This window comes from Tenacibaculum aquimarinum, from assembly GCF_022478115.1.
Classification (GTDB): domain Bacteria; phylum Bacteroidota; class Bacteroidia; order Flavobacteriales; family Flavobacteriaceae; genus Polaribacter; species Polaribacter aquimarinum_A.
This window is the reverse complement of the sequence record NZ_JAKGSC010000003.1, coordinates 32,575-54,245: the sequence shown is the minus strand read 5'-3', so window position 1 is coordinate 54,245 and position 21,671 is coordinate 32,575. Positions and strand designations below refer to the sequence as shown.

Annotated in this window: 15 protein-coding genes; all 15 read left to right on the top strand. The window is 31.8% G+C overall.

What is annotated here, in order from left to right:
• The first annotated feature begins 40 nt into the window (after positions 1-40).
• The 15 genes from L1S33_RS08410 (at position 41) to L1S33_RS08340 (ending at position 21,623) form a co-directional block, all read left to right on the top strand.
• On the top strand, positions 41-3,748 hold the full coding sequence (locus L1S33_RS08410) for an efflux RND transporter permease subunit (protein WP_068704609.1): 3,708 nt from the start codon (positions 41-43) through the stop codon (positions 3,746-3,748).
• Positions 3,745-4,968: a TolC family protein gene (locus L1S33_RS08405; protein ID WP_068704610.1), complete on the top strand. Its 1,224-nt coding sequence runs from the start codon at positions 3,745-3,747 to the stop codon at positions 4,966-4,968. Before L1S33_RS08410 ends, L1S33_RS08405 begins: the two co-directional genes overlap by 4 nt.
• 27 nt (positions 4,969-4,995) lie before the next feature.
• Positions 4,996-5,589 (top strand): DUF3347 domain-containing protein, encoded by a 594-nt coding sequence (locus L1S33_RS08400; protein ID WP_240561999.1) that lies wholly within the window; start codon positions 4,996-4,998, stop codon positions 5,587-5,589.
• On the top strand, positions 5,590-6,045 hold the full coding sequence (locus tag L1S33_RS08395; RefSeq protein ID WP_240561998.1) for a heme-binding domain-containing protein: 456 nt from the start codon (positions 5,590-5,592) through the stop codon (positions 6,043-6,045).
• A gap of 73 nt (positions 6,046-6,118) precedes the next feature.
• Positions 6,119-8,611, top strand: coding sequence for a heavy metal translocating P-type ATPase (locus L1S33_RS08390; RefSeq protein WP_215968330.1), 2,493 nt, complete (start codon positions 6,119-6,121; stop codon positions 8,609-8,611).
• 4 nt (positions 8,612-8,615) lie between these two features.
• A complete protein-coding gene (locus tag L1S33_RS08385) occupies positions 8,616-10,385 on the top strand; it encodes an efflux RND transporter periplasmic adaptor subunit (RefSeq protein ID WP_215968331.1) in 1,770 nt (589 codons plus the stop codon).
• Positions 10,386-10,420: 35 nt separating this feature from the next.
• On the top strand, positions 10,421-10,819 hold the full coding sequence (locus L1S33_RS08380) for a heavy-metal-associated domain-containing protein (protein WP_215968332.1): 399 nt from the start codon (positions 10,421-10,423) through the stop codon (positions 10,817-10,819).
• A gap of 151 nt (positions 10,820-10,970) precedes the next feature.
• Positions 10,971-11,282: a DUF6660 family protein gene (locus L1S33_RS08375; RefSeq protein ID WP_068704622.1), complete on the top strand. Its 312-nt coding sequence runs from the start codon at positions 10,971-10,973 to the stop codon at positions 11,280-11,282.
• Positions 11,283-11,419: 137 nt separating this feature from the next.
• On the top strand, positions 11,420-15,751 hold the full coding sequence (locus L1S33_RS08370) for a CusA/CzcA family heavy metal efflux RND transporter (protein ID WP_215968333.1): 4,332 nt from the start codon (positions 11,420-11,422) through the stop codon (positions 15,749-15,751).
• A 7-nt stretch (positions 15,752-15,758) separates the two neighbouring features.
• The gene (locus L1S33_RS08365; RefSeq protein ID WP_215968334.1) at positions 15,759-16,964 is read left to right on the top strand and encodes an efflux RND transporter periplasmic adaptor subunit; all 1,206 of its coding nucleotides are present in this window, start codon (positions 15,759-15,761) and stop codon (positions 16,962-16,964) included.
• Positions 16,965-16,967: 3 nt separating this feature from the next.
• Positions 16,968-17,381, top strand: a complete 414-nt coding sequence (locus L1S33_RS08360) for a Fur family transcriptional regulator (protein ID WP_215968335.1) — start codon at positions 16,968-16,970, stop codon at positions 17,379-17,381.
• 57 nt (positions 17,382-17,438) lie between these two features.
• On the top strand, positions 17,439-19,391 hold the full coding sequence (locus L1S33_RS08355) for a heavy metal translocating P-type ATPase (protein ID WP_215968336.1): 1,953 nt from the start codon (positions 17,439-17,441) through the stop codon (positions 19,389-19,391).
• A gap of 89 nt (positions 19,392-19,480) precedes the next feature.
• On the top strand, positions 19,481-20,326 hold the full coding sequence (locus tag L1S33_RS08350) for an RteC domain-containing protein (RefSeq protein ID WP_215968337.1): 846 nt from the start codon (positions 19,481-19,483) through the stop codon (positions 20,324-20,326).
• 319 nt (positions 20,327-20,645) lie between these two features.
• A complete protein-coding gene (locus tag L1S33_RS08345; RefSeq protein WP_068704635.1) occupies positions 20,646-20,924 on the top strand; it encodes a helix-turn-helix domain-containing protein in 279 nt (92 codons plus the stop codon).
• A 33-nt stretch (positions 20,925-20,957) separates the two neighbouring features.
• A complete protein-coding gene (locus L1S33_RS08340; protein ID WP_218773182.1) occupies positions 20,958-21,623 on the top strand; it encodes a hypothetical protein in 666 nt (221 codons plus the stop codon).
• Positions 21,624-21,671: the final 48 nt, after the last annotated feature.

Sequence of the window (21,671 nt, the reverse complement as noted above, 5' to 3'; positions counted from 1 at the left end):
TTCTTAACACCTATGTCTAACTGTTTAATAATCAAAGACAATGCTAAATAAAAGCATCAAATTTTTAATAGAAAATAAACTCGTAGCAGTATTATTACTTGTTCTCTTTATAGGCTGGGGAACGGTAAATGCACCATTTAATTGGGAAACAGGATTTTTACCAAGTAACCCTGTAGCTGTAGACGCTATTCCCGATATTGGAGAGAACCAACAAATAGTATTTACTAAATGGGATGGTCGTTCACCACAAGATATAGAAGACCAAATAACCTATCCATTAACAACATCTTTACTCGGTATTCCAGGAGTAAAAACCATTCGTAGTTCGTCTATGTTTGGCTTTTCAAGTATCTATATCATTTTTGAAGAAGATATTGAGTTTTACTGGAGTCGTAGTAGAATATTAGAAAAACTCAACTCGTTACCAAGCGGATTATTACCCGAAGGTGTTAATCCTGCTTTGGGTCCAGATGCCACAGGATTAGGGCAAATTTTTTGGTACACATTAGAAGGTCGTGATGAAAACGGAAATGTAACAGGTGGTTGGGATTTACAAGAATTACGAAGTATTCAAGACTACTATGTTAAATATGCACTATCGTCTGCAAGTGGCGTATCAGAAGTGGCATCAATTGGTGGTTATGTACAAGAATACCAAGTAGATGTTAATCCGGAATTAATGCGTCAATACAATATTGGTTTACATCATATTGTAAAAGCAGTAAAAGAAAGTAATAAAGATATTGGTGCACAAACTTTAGAAATTAATCAAGCCGAATATTTAGTTAGAGGTTTAGGTTATGTAAAATCTATTTCCGACATAGAAAATGCAGTAGTTACTTCCGAAGATTACACAGCGATTAAAATTAAAGACATAGGAAAAGTGTCTTTAGGTCCTGCAACTCGAAGAGGATTACTGGACAAGGAAGGTGCAGAAGTTGTTGGTGCTGTCGTAGTAGCGCGATATGGTGCGAATCCAATGGAAGTTATCAATAATGTTAAAGAAAAAATTAACGAATTAAGCGCAGGACTACCTTCAAAAGTATTAGCCGATGGCAGAACTTCACAAGTAACTATTGTTCCTTTTTATGACAGAACAGAACTCATTCAGGAAACTTTAGGGACACTTAATGAAGCCCTAACATTAGAAATACTAATTACTATTTTAGTTATAATCATTATGGTATTTAATCTTCGAGCTTCTGTATTGATTTCTGGCTTACTACCAGTTGCTGTATTAATGGTTTTTATAGCAATGAAACTCTTTGGTGTAGATGCTAATATTGTGGCTTTATCAGGTATCGCTATTGCTATTGGTACAATGGTAGATGTAGGTGTAATACTTTCAGAAAACATCATTAGGCATTTAGATGAAAACAAAGATAAACTGCCTATAAATAATGTGGTTTACAACGCAACAGCAGAAGTATCTGGAGCAATTGTAACAGCAGTTATGACAACCATTATAAGTTTTATTCCTGTATTTACAATGATTGGAGCTGAAGGAAAATTATTCAGACCATTAGCCTTTACTAAAACATTTGCTTTAACAGCTTCAATTATTGTAGCGTTGTTTTTAATTCCACCCTTTGCTGCATTTTTATTTAAAAAGAAAAACATTAAAACCAATTTCAAATATGTTTTAAATGGGGTTTTAATAGCATTAGGAATTATTGCCACAGTCTATGGTTATTGGTTAGGTTTAATCTTGGTAGCTTTTGGAGTTACAACACTATTAAGTGTTCAAAAAATGATAAGCGAAAAACAAGCAAATCTTATTAATATTATCATATCTGTATCTGCTATTGTGTTTTTATTAGCTGAATATTGGAGACCTTTAGGTGTAGATAAAAGCATCTTTTGGAATCTCATTTTTGTAAGTATTATTTGCTTTGGTTTATTAGGTGTTTTCTCATTATTCATAAGGTATTATACACGTATTTTAAAATGGTGTTTGAACAATAAACTAATATTCTTATCCATACCAACAGCTATTGTAATAGCAGGTTTTTTCATAATGAAAAATACAGGCAAAGAATTTATGCCATCTTTAAATGAAGGTTCTTTTTTATTAATGCCAACTTCAATGCCACATTCTGGAGTCGAAGAAAACAAACGTGTTTTACAACAGTTAGATATGGCTGTAGCAAGTATTCCAGAGATAAAAACCGTAGTTGGTAAAGCAGGTCGTACAGAATCAGCTTTAGATCCAGCGCCTTTGTCTATGTATGAAAATATTATTCAGTATAAATCAGAATATATGCTGAATAAAAACGGAGAACGTCAACGTTACAAAGTAAATAATGATGGTTTATTTGAATTAAAAGATGGACGTTTCATCGCTAATCCTAATAATACAGAAAATGTCACTTTGAGCGCTGTAGAAAGGTCGCAATTAATAGAAGATAATAATGGCGAATTTTATCGAAACTGGCGACCAGAAATAAAATCACCAAACGATATTTGGAATGACATTGTAAAAGTTACCAAGTTACCAGGCGTTACTTCTGCACCTAAACTACAACCTATTGAAACACGATTGGTAATGCTGCAAACAGGTATGCGTGCACCAATGGGAATAAAAGTTAAAGGTCAAGATTTAAAACAAATTGAAGCCTTTGGTGTACAGTTAGAAGGAATTTTAAAACAAGCTGATGGTGTAAAAGACGAAGCTGTTTTTGCAGACCGTATTGTAGGAAAACCTTATTTACTTATTGATATTGATAGGGAAAAAATTGCACGTTATGGTATATCTATACAAGATGTACAAGAGGTGCTAAAAGTAGCTGTTGGTGGTATGGTTTTAACCCAAACTGTTGAAGGTAGGGAGCGTTATGGAGTACGTGTTAGATACCCAAGAGAATTAAGAGCTAATCCAACCGATTTAAAGCAAATCTATGTGCCAGTTGAAAAAGGCAGTCCAGTACCATTAAGCGAATTGGCAACCATTAGATATGAACAAGGGCCACAAGTTATTAAGAGTGAGGATACTTTTTTAGTAGGCTATGTATTATTCGATAAAATGGATGGCTTTGCAGAAGTAAATGTTGTTGAAAATGCACAAGCTTTAATTCAGCAAAAAATAGATTCAGGCGAATTGGTAGTACCAAAAGGGGTTAATTATCAATTTACAGGAAGCTATGAAAATCAAATAAGAGCAGAAAAAACTTTATCGGTTGTAGTGCCTTTGGCATTGGCTATTATTTTCTTAATACTCTATTTTCAATTCCGTTCAGTAGGTACATCATTAATGGTATTTACTGGTATTGCAGTTGCTTTTGCAGGTGGTTTTTTAATGATCTGGTTATATGGTCAAGATTGGTTTTTAAACTTCAACTTTTTTGGCGAAAATCTGCGTGATTTATTTCAGATGCATCCAATTAATTTGAGTGTTGCTGTTTGGGTAGGCTTTATTGCACTTTTCGGAATTGCAACCGATGATGGTGTAGTTATGGCAACGTACTTAACTCAAATATTTGAAAGGAATACACCAAAAAACAAAAAGCAAATCAGAGCAGCTGTTGTTGAAGCAGGAGAAAAACGTATTAGACCGTGTTTAATGACTACTGCAACAACCATATTGGCATTATTACCAGTATTAACCTCAACAGGTCGTGGTAGTGATATTATGATTCCTATGGCAATACCAAGTTTTGGAGGTATGCTAATTGCCTTAATCACCTTATTTGTAGTACCAGTTTTATACAGCTGGAAAGCAGAAGCTCAACTAAAAAGAACATCAAAATGAAACATATAAAAACAATCTTTTTTCTTTTTTCTTTTCTCTTTGTTCTCAAAGGAAATGCACAAGAATTACAAACTTTAATCGATGAAGCTTTGGTAAACAATCCAGAGATTCAAAAATTCGAGTTACAGCACAAGAGAGTTTCAGAAAAAGTAAATGAAGTTAATACCATTCCAAATACCGAATTTGGAGTAGGTTATTTTGTAAGTGAGCCAGAAACAAGAACTGGAGCCCAACGCTTTAAAGTTTCTGCAAAACAAATGTTGCCTTGGTTTGGCTCAATAACAGCAAGAGAAAATTATGTAAGTTCTTTAGCTGAAACTAAATATGAAGATATTGTAATTGCCAAACGTAAATTAATGGTTTCGGTATCACAATCGTATTACAAGTTATATACTAATAAAGCAAAACAAAAAGTATTAACTAACAATATCGAACTCTTAAAAACTTACGAAACAATGGCTTTAACTTCTGTCGAAGTTGGCAAAGCTTCAGCAGTAGATGTGTTACGATTACAGATGCGTCAAAATGAATTACAACAATTAAAAGAAGTGTTGCAACAACAATTTTTAGCAGAACAAACAACCTTAAATAAACTTTTAAATAGAGAAAAAGAGGTTTCTATAGTTGTTGTTGATAAATTAAATATGCCTTCTGAAGATTTTGAAATCACTTTTGAAAATTTAGCATTGCATCCTGAATTATTAAAATATGATAAACTCTTTAAATCCATTGAACAATCAGAATTATTAAACCAAAAAGAAAGCAGTCCTATGATTGGTTTTGGATTAGATTATATCAATGTGGCGAAACGTCCAAATATGGACTTTAGCGATAATGGAAAAGATATTGTAATGCCAATGGTGTCTTTATCAATACCAATATTTAATAAAAAATATAAATCGAAAACAAAGCAAAACGAGTTACAACAGCAGGAAATTACTGCACAAAAACAAGAACGCTTAAATACTTTGGAAACGCTTTTAGATAAAGCAATAAAAGAAAGAGTGTCTGCAAGAATAAGTTATAAAACTCAAACCAAAAATTTGAAGCAAGCTAATGATGCAGAGCAAATATTAATCAAAAGTTACGAAACAGGAACAATTGATTTTAATGATGTTTTAGACATTCAAGAACTGCAATTAAAGTTTCAAATGAATCAAATAGAATCGATTAAAACTTATTATTTACAAACCACAATCATCAATTATTTAAGCAACTAAAAACAAGTATAATTTAAAACAATAAAAATGAAATATTTAAAAACAATAGTAGCAATTTTAGTAATCTCTTTAATAAATCTTACAATAATTTCTTGTAAAGATGCAAAAAAGGAGAATACTCAAGACAGCATAGTTCATTCAGAAATGAACCATAACAAAATGGATAAATCCAATAATATGATGGATGATAATTCACAAAATTCAGGTGTTCAAAAAGTGTTAGCAGACTATATGATACTTAAAGATGCTTTAGTAGAAACCGACAAAAACAAAGCTGCTAAAGCTGGCGATAAATTGAACAATACTTTGAGCAAATTTGAAATAAATGGTTTTACTGTTGAACAGCAAAAAGAACTTAAAGATATTATTACAGATGCCAAAGAACACGCAGAACATATTGGTAGAAGTGAAATAGATCACCAAAGAGAACATTTTAAAACATTGAGTAAGGATATTATGGATATTGTTGCAATTACCGGTACTAAAAATACTTTATATCAACAATTTTGTCCAATGTATGATGGTGGTAGCGCTTGGTTAAGTTTGAATAAGGAAATTAAAAATCCTTATTACGGTAGTAAAATGCTGAAATGTGGTAAAGTGCAAAAAGAGATTAACTAAATGAAAATTGTAAAAATCATAGCATTGGTTTTAGTGGTGTGTTTTGTAGGCATACAGTTTATGCCTACAGAACTAAACCAAAGTAACCTTGTACCAAAAACAGATTTTTTATTGGTAAATAATACACCTAAAAATATCAGTACATTATTGCAAACGTCCTGTTATGATTGTCACAGTAATAATACAAGCTATCCTTGGTATAATAAAATTCAACCCATTGCTTGGTTTCTCGAAAACCATATTGCTGATGGAAAAGAAGAACTGAATTTTAATAACTGGGACACGTATTCAACCAGAAGAACGAATAGCAAATTAAAGTCAATTATTAATCAGATTAAGAACAATGAAATGCCACTTTCATCTTACACCTTAATTCATAAAAACGCAAAATTATCAACATCTGAAAAGACATTGGTTATTGATTATATAAAGAAACTAAAAGGCAATTTAAAATAAAGCCCTGATGTGGGAAGGAAATACTAATTAATTGGTTAATAGCCCTTCCCTTGTCAGGCACAAAAATAAAATAATGAAACACACATATCATATACACGGAATGACTTGCAACGGTTGTCGCAGTCACGTAGAAGAAACACTTTCAAAAGTTGATGATGTTTCAAACGTAAAAGTCAATTTAGAAAAATCAGAAGCTATTATTGAAATGCAATCACATATTTCAATTGAAATATTTCAAAAAGCATTAAAAGATGATGGTGGTCGATATAGTATTCATAAACAAGGTAAACACCAACCTAATAAAGAAAAAAAGCAGGAACAACCTAAAGGCAAAGGAACAGGTACATTTTATTGTCCTATGCACTGCGAAGAAGACAAAACATATAATAAAGCAGGTGATTGTCCTGTTTGTGGAATGGACTTGGTGGAAGAAAGAAGTTTAACTACAACAAGTAGCCAATTTACGTGTCCAATGCACCCAGAAATAATTAAAGACGAAGCAGGTTCTTGTCCTGTTTGTGGGATGGATTTAGTGCCATTAGAAGCGGATATTTCAGAAGAAGACAAAACCTATAAAAAATTGTTGAAAAAGTTTTGGATAGCTGTAATTTTTACTGTGCCAATATTTTTAATAGCAATGTCAGAAGCATTAGATAATAATCCTTTATATAATGTTTTAGAACAAAAACAATGGAACTGGATTCAGTTTGCATTATCAATCCCTGTAGTGTTTTATGCAACTTGGATGTTCTTTAAACGTGCTTACACATCAATAAAAACAATGAACCTGAATATGTTTACTTTAATTGGTATTGGTTCGGGTATCGCGTGGTTATTTAGTGTATTTGCAATGGTATTTCCAGATGTATTTCCACAAGATTTTAAAACAGCCGATGGTAATGTATTTGTTTATTTTGAAGCTACAACGGTAATTTTAACATTAGTATTATTAGGTCAATTATTAGAAGCAAGAGCACATAGTCAAACAAGTGGCGCAATAAAAGAATTACTAAAATTAGTGCCTTCAACAGCAACATTGGTTACTAATGGAGAAGATAAAGTTATTGCAATCGATAAAATTGAAAAAGACAATTTATTACGAGTTAAGCCTGGAGAAAAAATTCCAGTAGATGGTAGTATTGTAGAAGGTCATAGTAGCATTGATGAATCTATGATTACTGGAGAACCAATTCCTGTAGATAAGAGCATAGACGATAAAGTAAGTTCTGGCACAATTAACGGTACAAAGTCATTTATTATGAAAGCTGAAAAGGTAGGTTCCGAAACCTTACTTTCTCAAATTATTCATATGGTAAATAATGCAAGTCGTTCAAAAGCACCTATTCAAAAATTAGCAGATAGAATATCTAAATACTTTGTTCCAATTGTATTAGTTGTTGCAGTAATAACATTTATAGTTTGGGCTATTTTTGGTCCAGAACCTGCTTATGTTTTTGCCTTTGTAAATGCAATTGCTGTATTAATTATTGCTTGTCCTTGTGCATTAGGTTTGGCAACACCAATGTCTGTTATGGTTGGTGTTGGTAGAGGTGCACAATCTGGTGTATTAATTAAAAATGCTGAAGCATTAGAAAAAATGAATAAGGTAGATACGCTTATTGTAGATAAAACAGGTACGATTACTGAAGGAAAACCATCAGTTGAAAAAGTAATCTCAATTAATAATTTAAAAGAAGAAAAGCTACTTCATTTCATTGCTTCCTTAAATCAATATAGCGAACATCCTTTAGCAGAAGCTATTGTAAACTATGGTAAATCTAAAAATACTGTAATTACAAAAGTAAACGATTTTCAAGCTGTAGCAGGAAAAGGTGTTATAGGTACTGTTGAAAACAAAAAAGTTGCTTTAGGTAATGCAAAGTTATTAGAGCAGTTTGCCATAACTATTTCTAAAAATTTAGAAACTAATGTGGTTGCAGAACAAGAACAAGGTAAAACAGTATCGTATATAGCAGTAGATAATGAAGCTGTTGGATATGTAACTATTTTCGATGCCATTAAAACCACAAGTCAAAATGCTATTAAACAACTACAAGATAATGGTGTTGAGGTAATAATGCTAACTGGTGATAATAAAAATACTGCAAAATCGGTAGCAGAACAATTAAACCTTAAACACTATAAAGCAGAATGTCTTCCAGAAGATAAATTGAATGAAATTGATAAACTTCAACAAAAAGGAAGTGTTGTAGCAATGGCAGGTGATGGTATTAACGATGCGCCAGCTTTAGCACAATCAGATGTTGGTATTGCAATGGGTACAGGTACAGATGTAGCTATTGAAAGCGCTTCAATTACGTTAGTAAAAGGAGATTTACAAGGTATTGTAAAAGCTAAAAAATTAAGTCACGCTGTTGTTAAAAACATAAAGCAGAATCTCTTTTTTGCTTTTATATACAATGTATTGGGTGTGCCCATTGCAGCAGGTGTTTTATACCCAATATTCGGGTTATTACTCTCACCAATGATTGCAGCTTTAGCAATGAGTTTTAGTTCAGTATCAGTAATTGCAAACGCATTAAGATTAAGAAATATTAAAATATAGAAAAATGAAAAAATATATAGTTTACATAGTAATATTAGCAGTTGGCTTATTATTAGGTTGGTTGTTATTCGGTAGTTCATCAAACAAAGAAACTGAACATAATCACGATGAAATAGCAGAAACCAATCAAAAATGGACTTGCTCAATGCACCCACAAATTATGCAACCAGAACCTGGTGATTGCCCTATTTGTGGTATGGATTTAATTCCTGCCGAAGCTGGAGCAGATGGTTTAGCAGCAGACCAATTCAAATTAACAAAAAATGCAATGGCGTTGGCCAACATTCAAACATCAATTGTAGGTAGTAGTAAAGCAGACGATAACGGTATTAAACTATCAGGTAAAATTGTTGCCAATGAAAAAGCAAATGCTGTGCAAGTCAGTTATTTCTCTGGAAGAATTGAACGCTTAAATGTCAGTTTTACTGGAGAAAAAGTAAACAAAGGGCAATTATTAGCAACCATTTATTCACCAGAATTATATGCAGCACAACAAGAATTAATTACAGCAGCTTCATTAAAGGAATCACAACCGGCATTATATAAAGCAGTTCGTAATAAATTAAAATTATGGAAACTTTCTGAAAAGCAAATCAATAAAATAGAACAAACAGGAAAAATAAAAGAAAATTTTCCTGTCTACGCAACTATCTCTGGTACTGTAACAGAAAAATTAGTAGAGCAAGGCGATTATATAAAACAAGGGCAACCTCTATTAAAAATTGCAAACTTAAATTCAGTTTGGGGAAACTTTGATGTGTACGAAAACCAAATAGACTTATTTAAAAAAGGGCAAGAAATAAACGTAACAACAAATACTTATCCTAATAAAAAATTTAAAGGTAAAGTAGATTTTATTGACCCTATTTTAGATAACAGAACTCGTACTGTTAAATTAAGAGTAGTGCTTAATAATAAAGACGAAGTATTTAAACCAGGAATGTTTATTGAAGGGAAAATTAAAGAGGTAACCTCTAATAAAGAAAAATCATTATTCGTGCCTTCATCTGCCATTTTATGGACAGGTGAACGCTCTGTAGTATATATAAAAACCAATCCAGACCAACCAGTTTTTGAAATGCGTCAAATAACTTTAGGTAATCAAATAGGTAGTAATTACAAAGTATTAAAAGGTTTAGAAAATGGTGATGAAATTGTAACCAATGGAACTTTTACAGTTGATGCAGCAGCACAATTACAAGGAAAAAAATCTATGATGAATAAAGATGGTGGAAAAGTAATGACTGGTCACGAAGGGCATTTAGGAATGGATAGTAATTCATCAAAAAATAATACAGACCATACCAATATGAATGAACGGTTGGAAGTATCAAAAGCATTTCAGAAACAATTAAAAAAAGTATTTGAAAGCTATATTAATTTAAAGGATGCGTTTGTTAAAGATAACTCAAGTAAAGCATCAGAAAATGCAAATAGTTTACTTGATAATTTGAATAATGTGGATATGAAATTAGTTAAAGATGAAGCTCATAATCATTGGATGTCATTAGTAAAAGAAATTAAATCTTCAACAATTGCTATTTCTAAAGCAGCAAATATAAAAGAGCAAAGAAATCATTTTAAACATTTGTCTTCGCATTTAATTAAAGCTGTGCAACTATTTGGTATCAATGAAAAGGTATATGTAGAGTTTTGTCCAATGGCAGATAGTAATAAAGGTGCCTATTGGTTAAGCAAAGAAGAAAAAGTAATCAATCCATATTTTGGCGAAGCAATGCTAACCTGTGGAGAAGTAAAACAAGTAATAGAATAATTAAATACAAACTATAACAATTAAATTTTAAAACAATGAAAAAAGTAATTTTAAGTGTAGCCGTAATTGCAGTATTAGGTTTTACAAGTTGTAAAAACGAAACAAAAAAAGAAACAAAAACAACCACTACACAAATGTCAAAGGATATGGCAATGACGGATTTGTCTTTTGGTGTAAGAGGTAATTGTGGTATGTGTAAAAAAACCATTGAAAAAGCAGTAAATGCTGTTGAAGGTGTTGCAAGTGCAAATTGGAATGTAGATAAAAAGAAAATCGATGTCTCTTTTGATGATACCAAAACCAATGCAATGGCAATTCATAAAGCAATAGCAGCTTCTGGTTATGATACTGAAAAAGTAGCAGGAAGCGAAGAAGCTTATAAAAATTTACCAGGTTGTTGTCAATACGACCACGAAATGAAAATGAATCAATAAATAAGTATGATTTTTTAATGTAATTTATAGCAAAAGGAAAATTAAGGTTTTTTCTTTTGCTATAAAATATAACTAACCAAACACCTTTTAATTATTGTAAAGCCTATTATTTGCACAACCATTGCATTAAATAATTTATATATTTGCTACAATGAAATTATTAGCATTCATATTATCAATTTATATTTTCGCACTCAATCTAGCACCTTGTGCTGATTTTGATGTGTCTGATAATGATGTTAAAACTGAAATTTCACAAGCTATGGATAATGACCATCAGCACCAAGATTCAGATTTATGTTCACCTTTTTGTATATGTCAATGTTGTCATATAAACGCTACATATTTTCAGTTTTCTTACATAAAATATGAAATAACATTTATTTCTACCCAAGATTTTTTCTACCACAATGGGATAGAAAAAGATTTTACGACTTCCATTTTACAACCACCTCGGGTATAATTCAGTTTTCATAGGATAGCTATATCCTTTTTTAATGTTTTCGTCTTCGAGTAGCATAGCTACGAGAAGCTCATATTGAGCGAAATCGAATTACGAACACACTTTTATATTTTTTAACTGAATTAATACATTTTAATATGATTAATAAAATCATTGATTTTTCAATCAATAATAAATTCATTATTGGGTTGCTAACGCTTACCATTATTGGAGCAGGTATTTGGAGTATGACCAAAGTACCAATAGATGCTGTTCCGGACATTACCAACAACCAAGTACAAGTAATAACCCAAGCACCAAATTTAGGTACCGAAGACATTGAGCAATTTGTAACTTATCCTGTAGAAGTTGCAATGAGTAACTTACCAGATGTTCAAGAAATTCGTTCCGTTTCCCGTTTTGGTTTATCAGTAGTTACCATAGTTTTTGACGATGACATGGGTACTTACCTTCCTCGTCAATTAGTGGCGGAAAAACTAAATGAGGTCAAAGAACAAATTCCAAGTGGTTTTGGCGAACCTACAATGGGACCAATTTCTTCAGGATTAGGAGAAATTTATCAATACACGCTAAAAGTAAAACAAGAATATAAAGCCAAATATTCGATTACAGATTTACGAACGATGCAAGATTGGATTGTTCAACGTCAAATGGCAATGGTAGAAGGTGTTGTTGAGGTTAACGCAATTGGCGGCAAAATTAAACAGTACGAAGTTGCTGTAGACCCAAACGAACTAAAAGCCATTGGATTAACAATTACCGATATTTTCAATGCACTTCAAGCCAATAATCAAAATACTGGTGGTGCATACATTGAAAAAAATCATCAAGCCAATTTTATTCGTGGTGAAGGTTTAGTACGCAGTTTAGAAGACATTAAAAAGATTACGGTTAAAAACACAAATAGCATCCCAATTACAGTAGGCGACATTGCCACGGTTCAATACGGTTCTGCTATTCGTTATGGTGCATTAACACAAGATGGCGAAGGCGAAGTTGTTGGTGGTTTGGTAATGATGCTTAAAGGTGCAAATTCAAACGATGTTATCGAGAATGTCAAGCAAAGAATGGCGCAAATTGAAAAGTCATTACCAGAAGGTGTTATTATTGAACCTTTATTAGATAGAAGCAAACTAATAAGTGAAACAACATCTACCGTTGCAACCAATTTAATTGAAGGTGCTTTAATAGTTATTTTCGTTCTTATTTTCTTATTAGGAAATTGGAGAGGTGGTTTAATAGTAGCTTCAACAATTCCACTATCCTTATTATTCGCATTTATACTAATGAATGTCTTTGACGTTTGGGCAAATTTAATGAGCTTGGGGGCAATAGATTTCGGAATTATTGTCGATGGCGCTGTAATTATTGTAGAAAGTACCGTTTTCCTGATTGCTTCACAAATCTTAAAAAAGAAGAAGCTAACCTCTAAAGAACGTGATAATGTTGCAGCAAATGCTTCAAAAAAAATGATGAATGCGGCATTTTTCGGTCAACTAATTATCTTAATTGTGTTCCTTCCTATTTTAGCTTTAGAAGGGATTGAAGGCAAAATGTTCAAACCAATGGCATTGACTTTCATTTTTGCAATGATTGGTGCAATGGTACTTTGTTTGACGTATGTTCCTATGATGTCTGCACTTATTTTAAGAGCACCAAAATCAGACAAAAAATCCTATGGCGATAAGTTCGTGCATTGGGTAGAAAGTAAATACCAACCTTTATTAGAAAAAGCCTTAAAAAGAGGAAAACTAATAGTTGGAATCGCAGTTATTTTATTCGGAATTACCGCTTTTATGTTTTCTAGAATGGGTGGTGAATTTATTCCACAACTTGATGAAGGTGATATCGCGTTTCACGCTATTTTAAAACCAGGCAGTTCACTTTCTGAAACCATTGAAACAACCACAAAAATTGAGCAAATTGTAAAAGCTAATTTTTCTGAAGTCGAAAAAGTAGTGAGTCGTATTGGTGTTGCCGAAATACCAACCGACCCAATGCCTATGGATTTAGCAGATGTTATTGTGATTCTGAAACCAAAAAGCGAATGGATAACAGCTAAATCTAAAGATGATTTAATTGAAGAAATGAAAGAAGCGGTTGAAATAATTCCTGGTGTTAACTATGAATTTACTCAACCTATTGAAATGCGTTTTAACGAACTACTCGAAGGTGTTAGAGAAGACATAGCTATTAAACTTTATGGAGAAGATATAAATGTACTGTCTCAAAAAGCAGAAGAAATATCTAAAATAATTGCAGGTACAGAAGGTATTGGTGATATGAAAGCGGAAGCTACCACAGGTTTACCACAAATGACAATCACCTATAACCGAAGTAAATTAGCACAATACGGACTTCAAGTAAATACTTTAAATCAAATTGTACAATCTGCCTTTGCAGGAGGTACAGCAGGTGTTATTTTTGAAGGTGAAAAACGATTTGATTTAGTGGTTAGGTTAAGTTCTCATAATCGTAAAGACATAACTGATGTTCAAAACTTGTTTGTCAACTTGCCTTCTGGTGCACAAATTCCACTTCGTGAAGTTGCAGACGTAAGCTACAAAGCTGGCCCTATGCAAATAAGTAGAGACAATACTAACAGAAGAACTTATGTAGGTATTAATGTAAGAGGTCGTGATGTAAAATCGTTAGTAGTAGAAATCAAATCAAAATTAGATGCAAATCTTCAATTGCCTTCAGGTTATTTTATTAGATATGGTGGTGCTTTCGAAAATTTAGAACGTGCCAGTAATCGCTTGCAAACTGTAGTACCAATAGCATTACTACTTATTTTTGTGTTAATATATTTTGCGCTAAAATCACTACCACAAACTTTAATGATTTACATCGCTATTCCAATGGCAACCATTGGTGGTGTTATAGCCTTATGGCTTCGTGATATGCCTTTTAGTATTTCGGCAGGTGTAGGTTTTATTGTCCTTTTTGGTGTTGCAGTTTTAAATGGTTTAGTAATGATTAGTGGTTTAAATGAATTAAAAGAAGAAGGCGTTACCAATTTAAAAGATAGAATTATTGAAGGTACAAAACGAAGAATAAGACCTATTATGCTTACAGCTTTTACTGATGTATTAGGCTTTTTGCCAATGGCTATCTCTGCATCGGCAGGTGCAGAAGTACAACGTCCTTTAGCAACGGTAGTTATTGGTGGTCTGTTAACTTCTACATTATTAACCTTGTTTGTGCTTCCTATTTTATACCATTGGGTAGAGAACAAGTCTTTTAAATTTAAAGCAAACAAAAAATTTGCAACTGCAACAGCTATTATAGTTTTTATGTTTTTGTTTCCAATAACAGGAAATGCACAACAAGTTAGCGACTCTTTGCCTATTGTTTCATTACAAGAAGCTATAAAAATGTCAAAAGAGAACTATCCTAGTTTAAAACAAAGACAGTTAGAAATTGATAAACAGCAACAATTAAAAGGGACTGCTTTCGATTTTGGCTCAACTCAAATTTTTACAGGTGGTGAGGAAATTAAAGATGGTTCAGGTATTTACACAACTATTGGTGTTGGCCAATCAAATATAGATGTGTTTGGTATTGCACCAAAGCAAAAATTATTAGAACAACGTATTCAATTAGCGCAAAAGGCGTATCAACTTTCAGAATTGGAGTTAGAATTAGAGGTGAAAAAAGCCTGGTCTAATGCCTTTAAAAGTAAACGGAATTATAATCTGTATAAAGAATTGAATGCTATTTACACCAATTTTAAAAAAGCTGTTGAGTTAAATTATGAAGTAGAAGCTATATCAAAATTAGAATATTCAGCAGCTAAAAATCAAGCTTTACAAATTAAAAATAAAACAAAGCAAGCTTATAGCGAATACCTCATTGCTTTACAGCAATTAAATTTATGGTTAGTTTCTGAAAAAATCTATACAGTTCCAAACGAGTTTAAAACCCTTAACAACATAGATTTAACAGCCTTTAGTGCAGAAGCTCATCCTTTGTATGGTGTTTCTCAACTTAAAATAGCAGAAGCAGAAGCAAATTACAAAGCTGCTAAAGCCGAGAATTTACCAAAGTTTAACCTTCAAGGTGGTTTACAAAAAGTAAACGGTAGTTCAGGCTATTATACTTATCAAGCCGGTATTTCTATACCATTTCTTTCTGGTACAACAAGAAAACAAATTAGAACTGCAAAATTCAATAAAGAAATTGCAGAAGTAAATATGTTATTTAAACAAAAGGAAGTGCAATCTAAATTTAATCAAGCAAAAGAAAATTACCAAAAATGGAAAACGTCTTGGCTATTTTATAAAGATGAAGTATTACCACTTATTAAAGAACAGAAAACTGGCGCTTTATTTGCTTATAAAGAAGGCGAAATTGATTATTCTGCCTTTACGCAACTTATAAATCAAGCCATTCAATCAGAGTTAGAAGCTCAAACAGCATTGGTAAACTATTTACAAAGCATTTTTGAATTACAATATTTTAAATAATAACACTATGAAAAACAGATCATATAATATCCTAATAATAGTAATGTTGACCTTTTTAATAACTGCCTGTGGCAATAAAGAAAAACACAACGAAGAAGATGGGCATTCTCATAATAAAGAAACCAAAATTGAAACTAATGAAGGGCATAGCGAAAACGAAGAAGTGATGCTATCAGCACAACAATTTGAAGCCTTAAAAATGAAAATTGACACCATTGCGTTGCGAAATATGAGTGGTTATGTTGAAGCCAATGGAACGTTAGAAGTACCACCACAAAATGAAGCAGCAATAACTTCCGTAATTGGAGCTAATGTAGTTTCCATTAAAGTAATTGAAGGAGATAAAGTAAACAAAGGTCAGGTTGTTGCTTATTTATCACATCCTAATATCATTCAAATGCAAACCAATTATCTCAATGCGTATAGCAATAGCAATTTTTTAAAGAAAAATTATGAACGTCAACAAAAATTATATAATGCTGGCGTAGGCTCTGGTGCAAATTTTCAAAAAGCAGAAGCAGAATACGAAGCGTCAAAGGCTATGGTTAATGGAATGGCAGCTCAACTACAATTACTAAATATCAGTACAACATCGGTTCGTAATGGCACAATAGCTCAACAAGTAGCATTGCGTAGCCCAATTGAAGGGTTTGTTCAAAAGGTAGAAGTAAAAACTGGTCAGTATGTTGAACCTCAATCAGAACTCTTTGAAATAGTAAATACACATCACGTCCACGCAGATTTAATGGTCTTCGAAAAAGATGTTTATAAAGTAAAAAAAGGTCAAAAAGTAACCTTTAATGTTCAATCTACTCAAAATGAAGAATTAATTGCAGAAATCTATTCGGTAAGCAAAACATTCGAAGATAACCCTAAAGCAGTACACGTTCACGCAGAAATTGAAAATAAAAAAGGTAATTTAATTCCAGGAATGTATATCCAAGGTAAAATTCAAGTTGAAAATACAAAAACAAGAGCATTACCAGAAAGTGCCATTATAAAAGAAGGCGATACCTATTTTGTGTTTTCTGTAGAAAAGGAAAATGAAGATTGGAGTTTCAAACCAGTCGAAGTCATTTTAGGAGCTAAAGATGGTAATTGGATAGCTGTAGAGTTTACTAAAGAAATCGAAACGAGTACAAAATTCGCTTATAATAATGCCTACTACCTTATTGCAGAAATGAAAAAAGGTGAAGCAGAACACGAACATTAAATTATGCAAACTATAGAACAATTATTAGAGTCAAAAGAGATACGTGTTACAGCAATGCGATTACTTATATATAAGTTTCTTGCACAAAAACAAATAGCAGTTACATTAAGCGATATTGAAAATGCTTTTGAAAAAGCAGATAGAACCACCTTATACAGAACAGTTAAAACATTTGAAGAAAAAGCAATTGTTCATCAAATAGACGACGGTACAGGTATTACTAAATATGCCCTTTGTGAGCAAGGATGCAGTTGTGAAATTGAAACCGATTTACATTTACACTTTCATTGTAATAATTGTAACGAAACTATATGTTTAACAGAACATAAAATACCTCAAATAAAAGTGCCTGATGGTTTTGTTTCTGAAAACGTCAACTTGGTTGTAAAAGGTATTTGTGATAAATGTAGTAGCTAACAATGCACTTCCATTGCAGTCAATTTTAAAGCATCTTTGAATTAAATTTAAGTATCAATGAAAAAAAAGAAACTCAATTTAAGAGATATAAAACCTAATTCTGAAAAAGAACACAGTCACGATGATGGTCATAATCACAGTAAAGGTTCCAATAATTTTAAAGCATATAGTGCAGCGATAGTAAGTTTTGTAATGCTAATCATTGGTATTACTTTAGATTATTTTGATATTAATTTTTTTAGAGATTGGATTCGCATTGTTTGGTATATCATAGCATATATACCTGTTGGATTTCCTGTTGTAAAAGAAGGATGGAAAAGTATTAAAAAAGGTGATGTCTTTACAGAATTTTTTTTAATGTCAATCGCAACCATTGGTGCGTTTATTATTGGTGAATATCCTGAAGGTGTTGCAGTAATGCTATTTTATGCAGTAGGCGAATTATTTCAAAGCACAGCAGTTAATAGAGCAAAATCAAACATTAAAGCATTGCTTGATGTTAGACCAAAGGAAGCGTTAGTTTATCGAAATAAAGATTATGTTTCTGTAAATCCTGAAGCCGTAAATATTGGCGAAAAGATACAAGTACGTGTTGGCGAAAAAGTACCTTTAGATGGTGTTTTTTTGTCTGAAAAAGGATCATTTAACACAGCAGCTTTAACTGGTGAAAGTAAACCAGATACCATTGCCAAAGGTGAAAAAGTATTTGCAGGAAGTATCAATCTCAATGGTGTTATAGAAATTGAAACCACCAAAGAATTTAAAGACAGTTCCATTGCTCGTATTCTCGATATGGTTCAAAATGCAACAGCTCGTAAATCTAAAACCGAATTATTCATAAGGAAGTTTGCACGTATTTACACACCAATTGTTGTGTTTTTAGCCATAGGCGTTACATTATTACCTTATTTTATTGTCGATGGTTATGTCTTTAGAGATTGGTTGTATAGAGCTTTAATTTTCTTGGTAATATCTTGTCCTTGTGCTTTAGTTATTTCAATTCCATTGGGTTATTTCGGTGGTTTAGGAGCAGCTTCAAAAAACGGTATTCTATTTAAAGGTGCTTCTTTTCTTGATGCTATGACCAAAATTAATACGTTGGTTATGGATAAAACGGGTACAGTTACCAAAGGTGTTTTTAAAATCAAAAAAGTAAAAGCAATCAGTTGGGAAGAAACTGAATTTATGAAATACTTAATGGCGATGGAAGAGCAATCTACGCATCCAATTGCTAAAGCCATTTTAGAATACAAAGCAAATGGAGCAGATTTTAATGCTACCAAAGTTTCAGAAATAGCAGGAAAAGGTTTAAAAGGAATTGTAAACGGAAAAACTGTTTTAGTTGGAAACAAAGCATTAATGACTGCCAATAATATTGAAGTTGCAAAAGAAATCGACACTATTGTAGAATCTATTGTTTTAGTTTCAATTGGTAATAAGTTTGCTGGTTATGTTGTCATTGCAGACGAATTGAAAGAAGATGCCAAAGAAACCATAACCAATTTGCACAAAGTCGGTATTTCTAAAATAATGATGCTTTCCGGGGATAAAGATTCCATTACTCAAAAAGTAGCTTCTCAATTAAACATTGAAAAAGCAAAAGGTGGTTTATTACCCGAAGATAAATTGAATGAAGTTGAAACTTTAAAACAAAATTCCAAAAATAAAATAGCCTTTATTGGCGATGGTATTAATGACGCACCAGTTTTAGCAGCAAGTGATGTAGGTATTGCAATGGGAGGTTTAGGAAGTGATGTTGCCATTGAAACTGCTGATGTCATTATCCAAACAGACCAACCTTCAAAAGTAGTTAAAGCAATAAAAATTAGTCGTTCTACTCGAAAAATTGTTTGGCAGAATATCATTTTAGCTTTTGGTGTTAAAATAGTTGTTTTAATATTAGGTGCAGGTGGTTTAGCAACAATGTGGGAAGCTGTATTTGCTGATGTAGGTGTTGCGTTATTAGCAATTTTGAATGCTGTAAGATTACAACGAATGCAATGGCGTTAAATAATTAAAGTCATTGTATTTATTTTAATTTTTTTAAAGTAAAGTATTTTTAAACAAACCAGATTTATTGTCCTCATAACTACTGTAAGTTGAAAAAAATTGAAAGAATAGTAAAAAAATTAGATTCTAATTTAGATTTTTTAGAAAAAGAAATTGAAGGCGTTTTAGAGAAGTCTGAAGAGGGTATTAAGGTAACTCAAAGAGCTCTTGAACAAATAAGAGAACTTTTGTTAAAACGAAAATCAGCATCAACTTCTGATGAAATCTATTTTTTCAAAAATATTAAGCCTCAAGTTTTTAGTAAATTAATTTATTATGTGAAATTATTTAGTATTGAAAGTAAAAGACCAAGAAGTAGTAACAAATCTCAAGTAAAGTATTTTAACAAACATATAGATAGGTTGCAAAATTATTTTAATGATAATTTAGAGTTTTATCATTATTATAGACGAGGTGCTACTTTTTTGGATAACGAATATTTTATAAGAGGAAAAGCTAATATTCGTTTATTTCCAGATTCTCTTTCTTTTTTCGCAGATGATAAATTTTCTACAAGCCACGATTCTACTGTAGCCACAATTCTTGCTTATGATATGCTAATAATTTATTTAAAAACTGAAATTGATAAACTTGAAAATAACAATGGTATGGAAGCAAATTATAACGCTTTTCAAAAGCAATCAAAATTATTTTGGACAGGTAATAAAACAGATTTAATAGAACTCATTTATGCACTTCATAGTTCTGGAGTAATAAATAGTGGAACAGCAGATATTAAAGAGGTAGCCTTAATTTGCGAACAAATGTTTAACGTTAGTTTGGGCGATTATTACAGAACTTTTTTAGAAATCCGTTCACGCAAAATAAATCAAACAAAATTCATTGATAAACTAAAAGAGTCTTTAGTAGATAAAATGCTAGAATCTGATGAATAAACACCCAACTTGGGTGTTTTAAAGAGCAAATAATTATCATAGTATTTGCTCTTTTTTATTGCCTATGTTTTACAAGTAAAACATTAAAACAAATCAATGTAACTCATTAAATATGAGCGTATAAAAACACCCAAGTTGGGTGTAACTTGTGAAAAACACTCAATAATTCACTTCATATTTGCTAAACGAAAGTCAAATCACAGATTCACGAATACCTATTTGAAAAAAACATTCTAACTCGTGAATTAAATCAATTTAATAGCTGCCATTGATAACGAAAGTTTGATGTGGTAGCTGTTTTTAACTTAAATCGTTTACTATGGCAGCAACAATTATTACAACCGAAGATCTTCACGAATTCAAATTAGAATTATTAGAAGGTATTAAAACAATCATCAATAACAAAACAGGTTTAGCCACTAAAAAATGGTTAAAATCACCAGAAGTTCGCGACCTGTTAAGTATTTCACCAGGTACATTACAAAACTTACGAATTAACGGAACGTTACCATACACTAAAGTTGGTGGTGTTATTTATTACGATTATGATGATATTCAAAAAGTAATGCAAGACAATAGAATACACAACAAGTTTTAATGCCACTTTAAGTGCAGCTAAAACACCTATTCTATGCAAAAAGTTAATTATATAAAACACCTAAAAGGTGTATTTATTCAATTCTCTAAAGACAACCGTTTAAATCCAACACATATAAGTTTATATATAGCATTATTCCAAATATGGAATAACAATCGGTTTTTAGACGAATTTTATATCAATCGAGAAGAAGTAATGAGCTTTTCAAAGATAGGCTCTAAATCAACATATCATAAATGTATTAAAGAGCTAAATCATTGGAAGTATATTATTTACTATCCATCACACAATCCATTTAAGGGAAGCAAAATAAAGATGTTCAATTTTGAGACAAGTTATAAACAAGTTATGGACTCATACAATCCTATAAACGGACAAGCACTGGTATCTAATAATAAACATATACAAACTAATAAAAACATTAATAAACTTGACCAGCCAAAAAATGAAAATGATGTTATTACTTTTTTTAAAAAAGAAAAATGGCCAATAATTGAAGCTCAAAAATTTTTTAATCATTATCAAGGTATTGGTTGGAAAGTAGGAGGCAAAACAAAAATTGTCAATTGGCAAGCTACTGCTAAAAATTGGATGCTAAAAGCTGAAGAAATAAAAACAAAAATAAGTCAAAAAGCAGTTAGCCAAAATCAAGACAACCTAAAGACAAGTAAAAACAAAAACTACAATGAGCCTTTATAACGCTTTGCGTCATACGGCGCTTATTTCAGTAACTCACTATCTAAAACT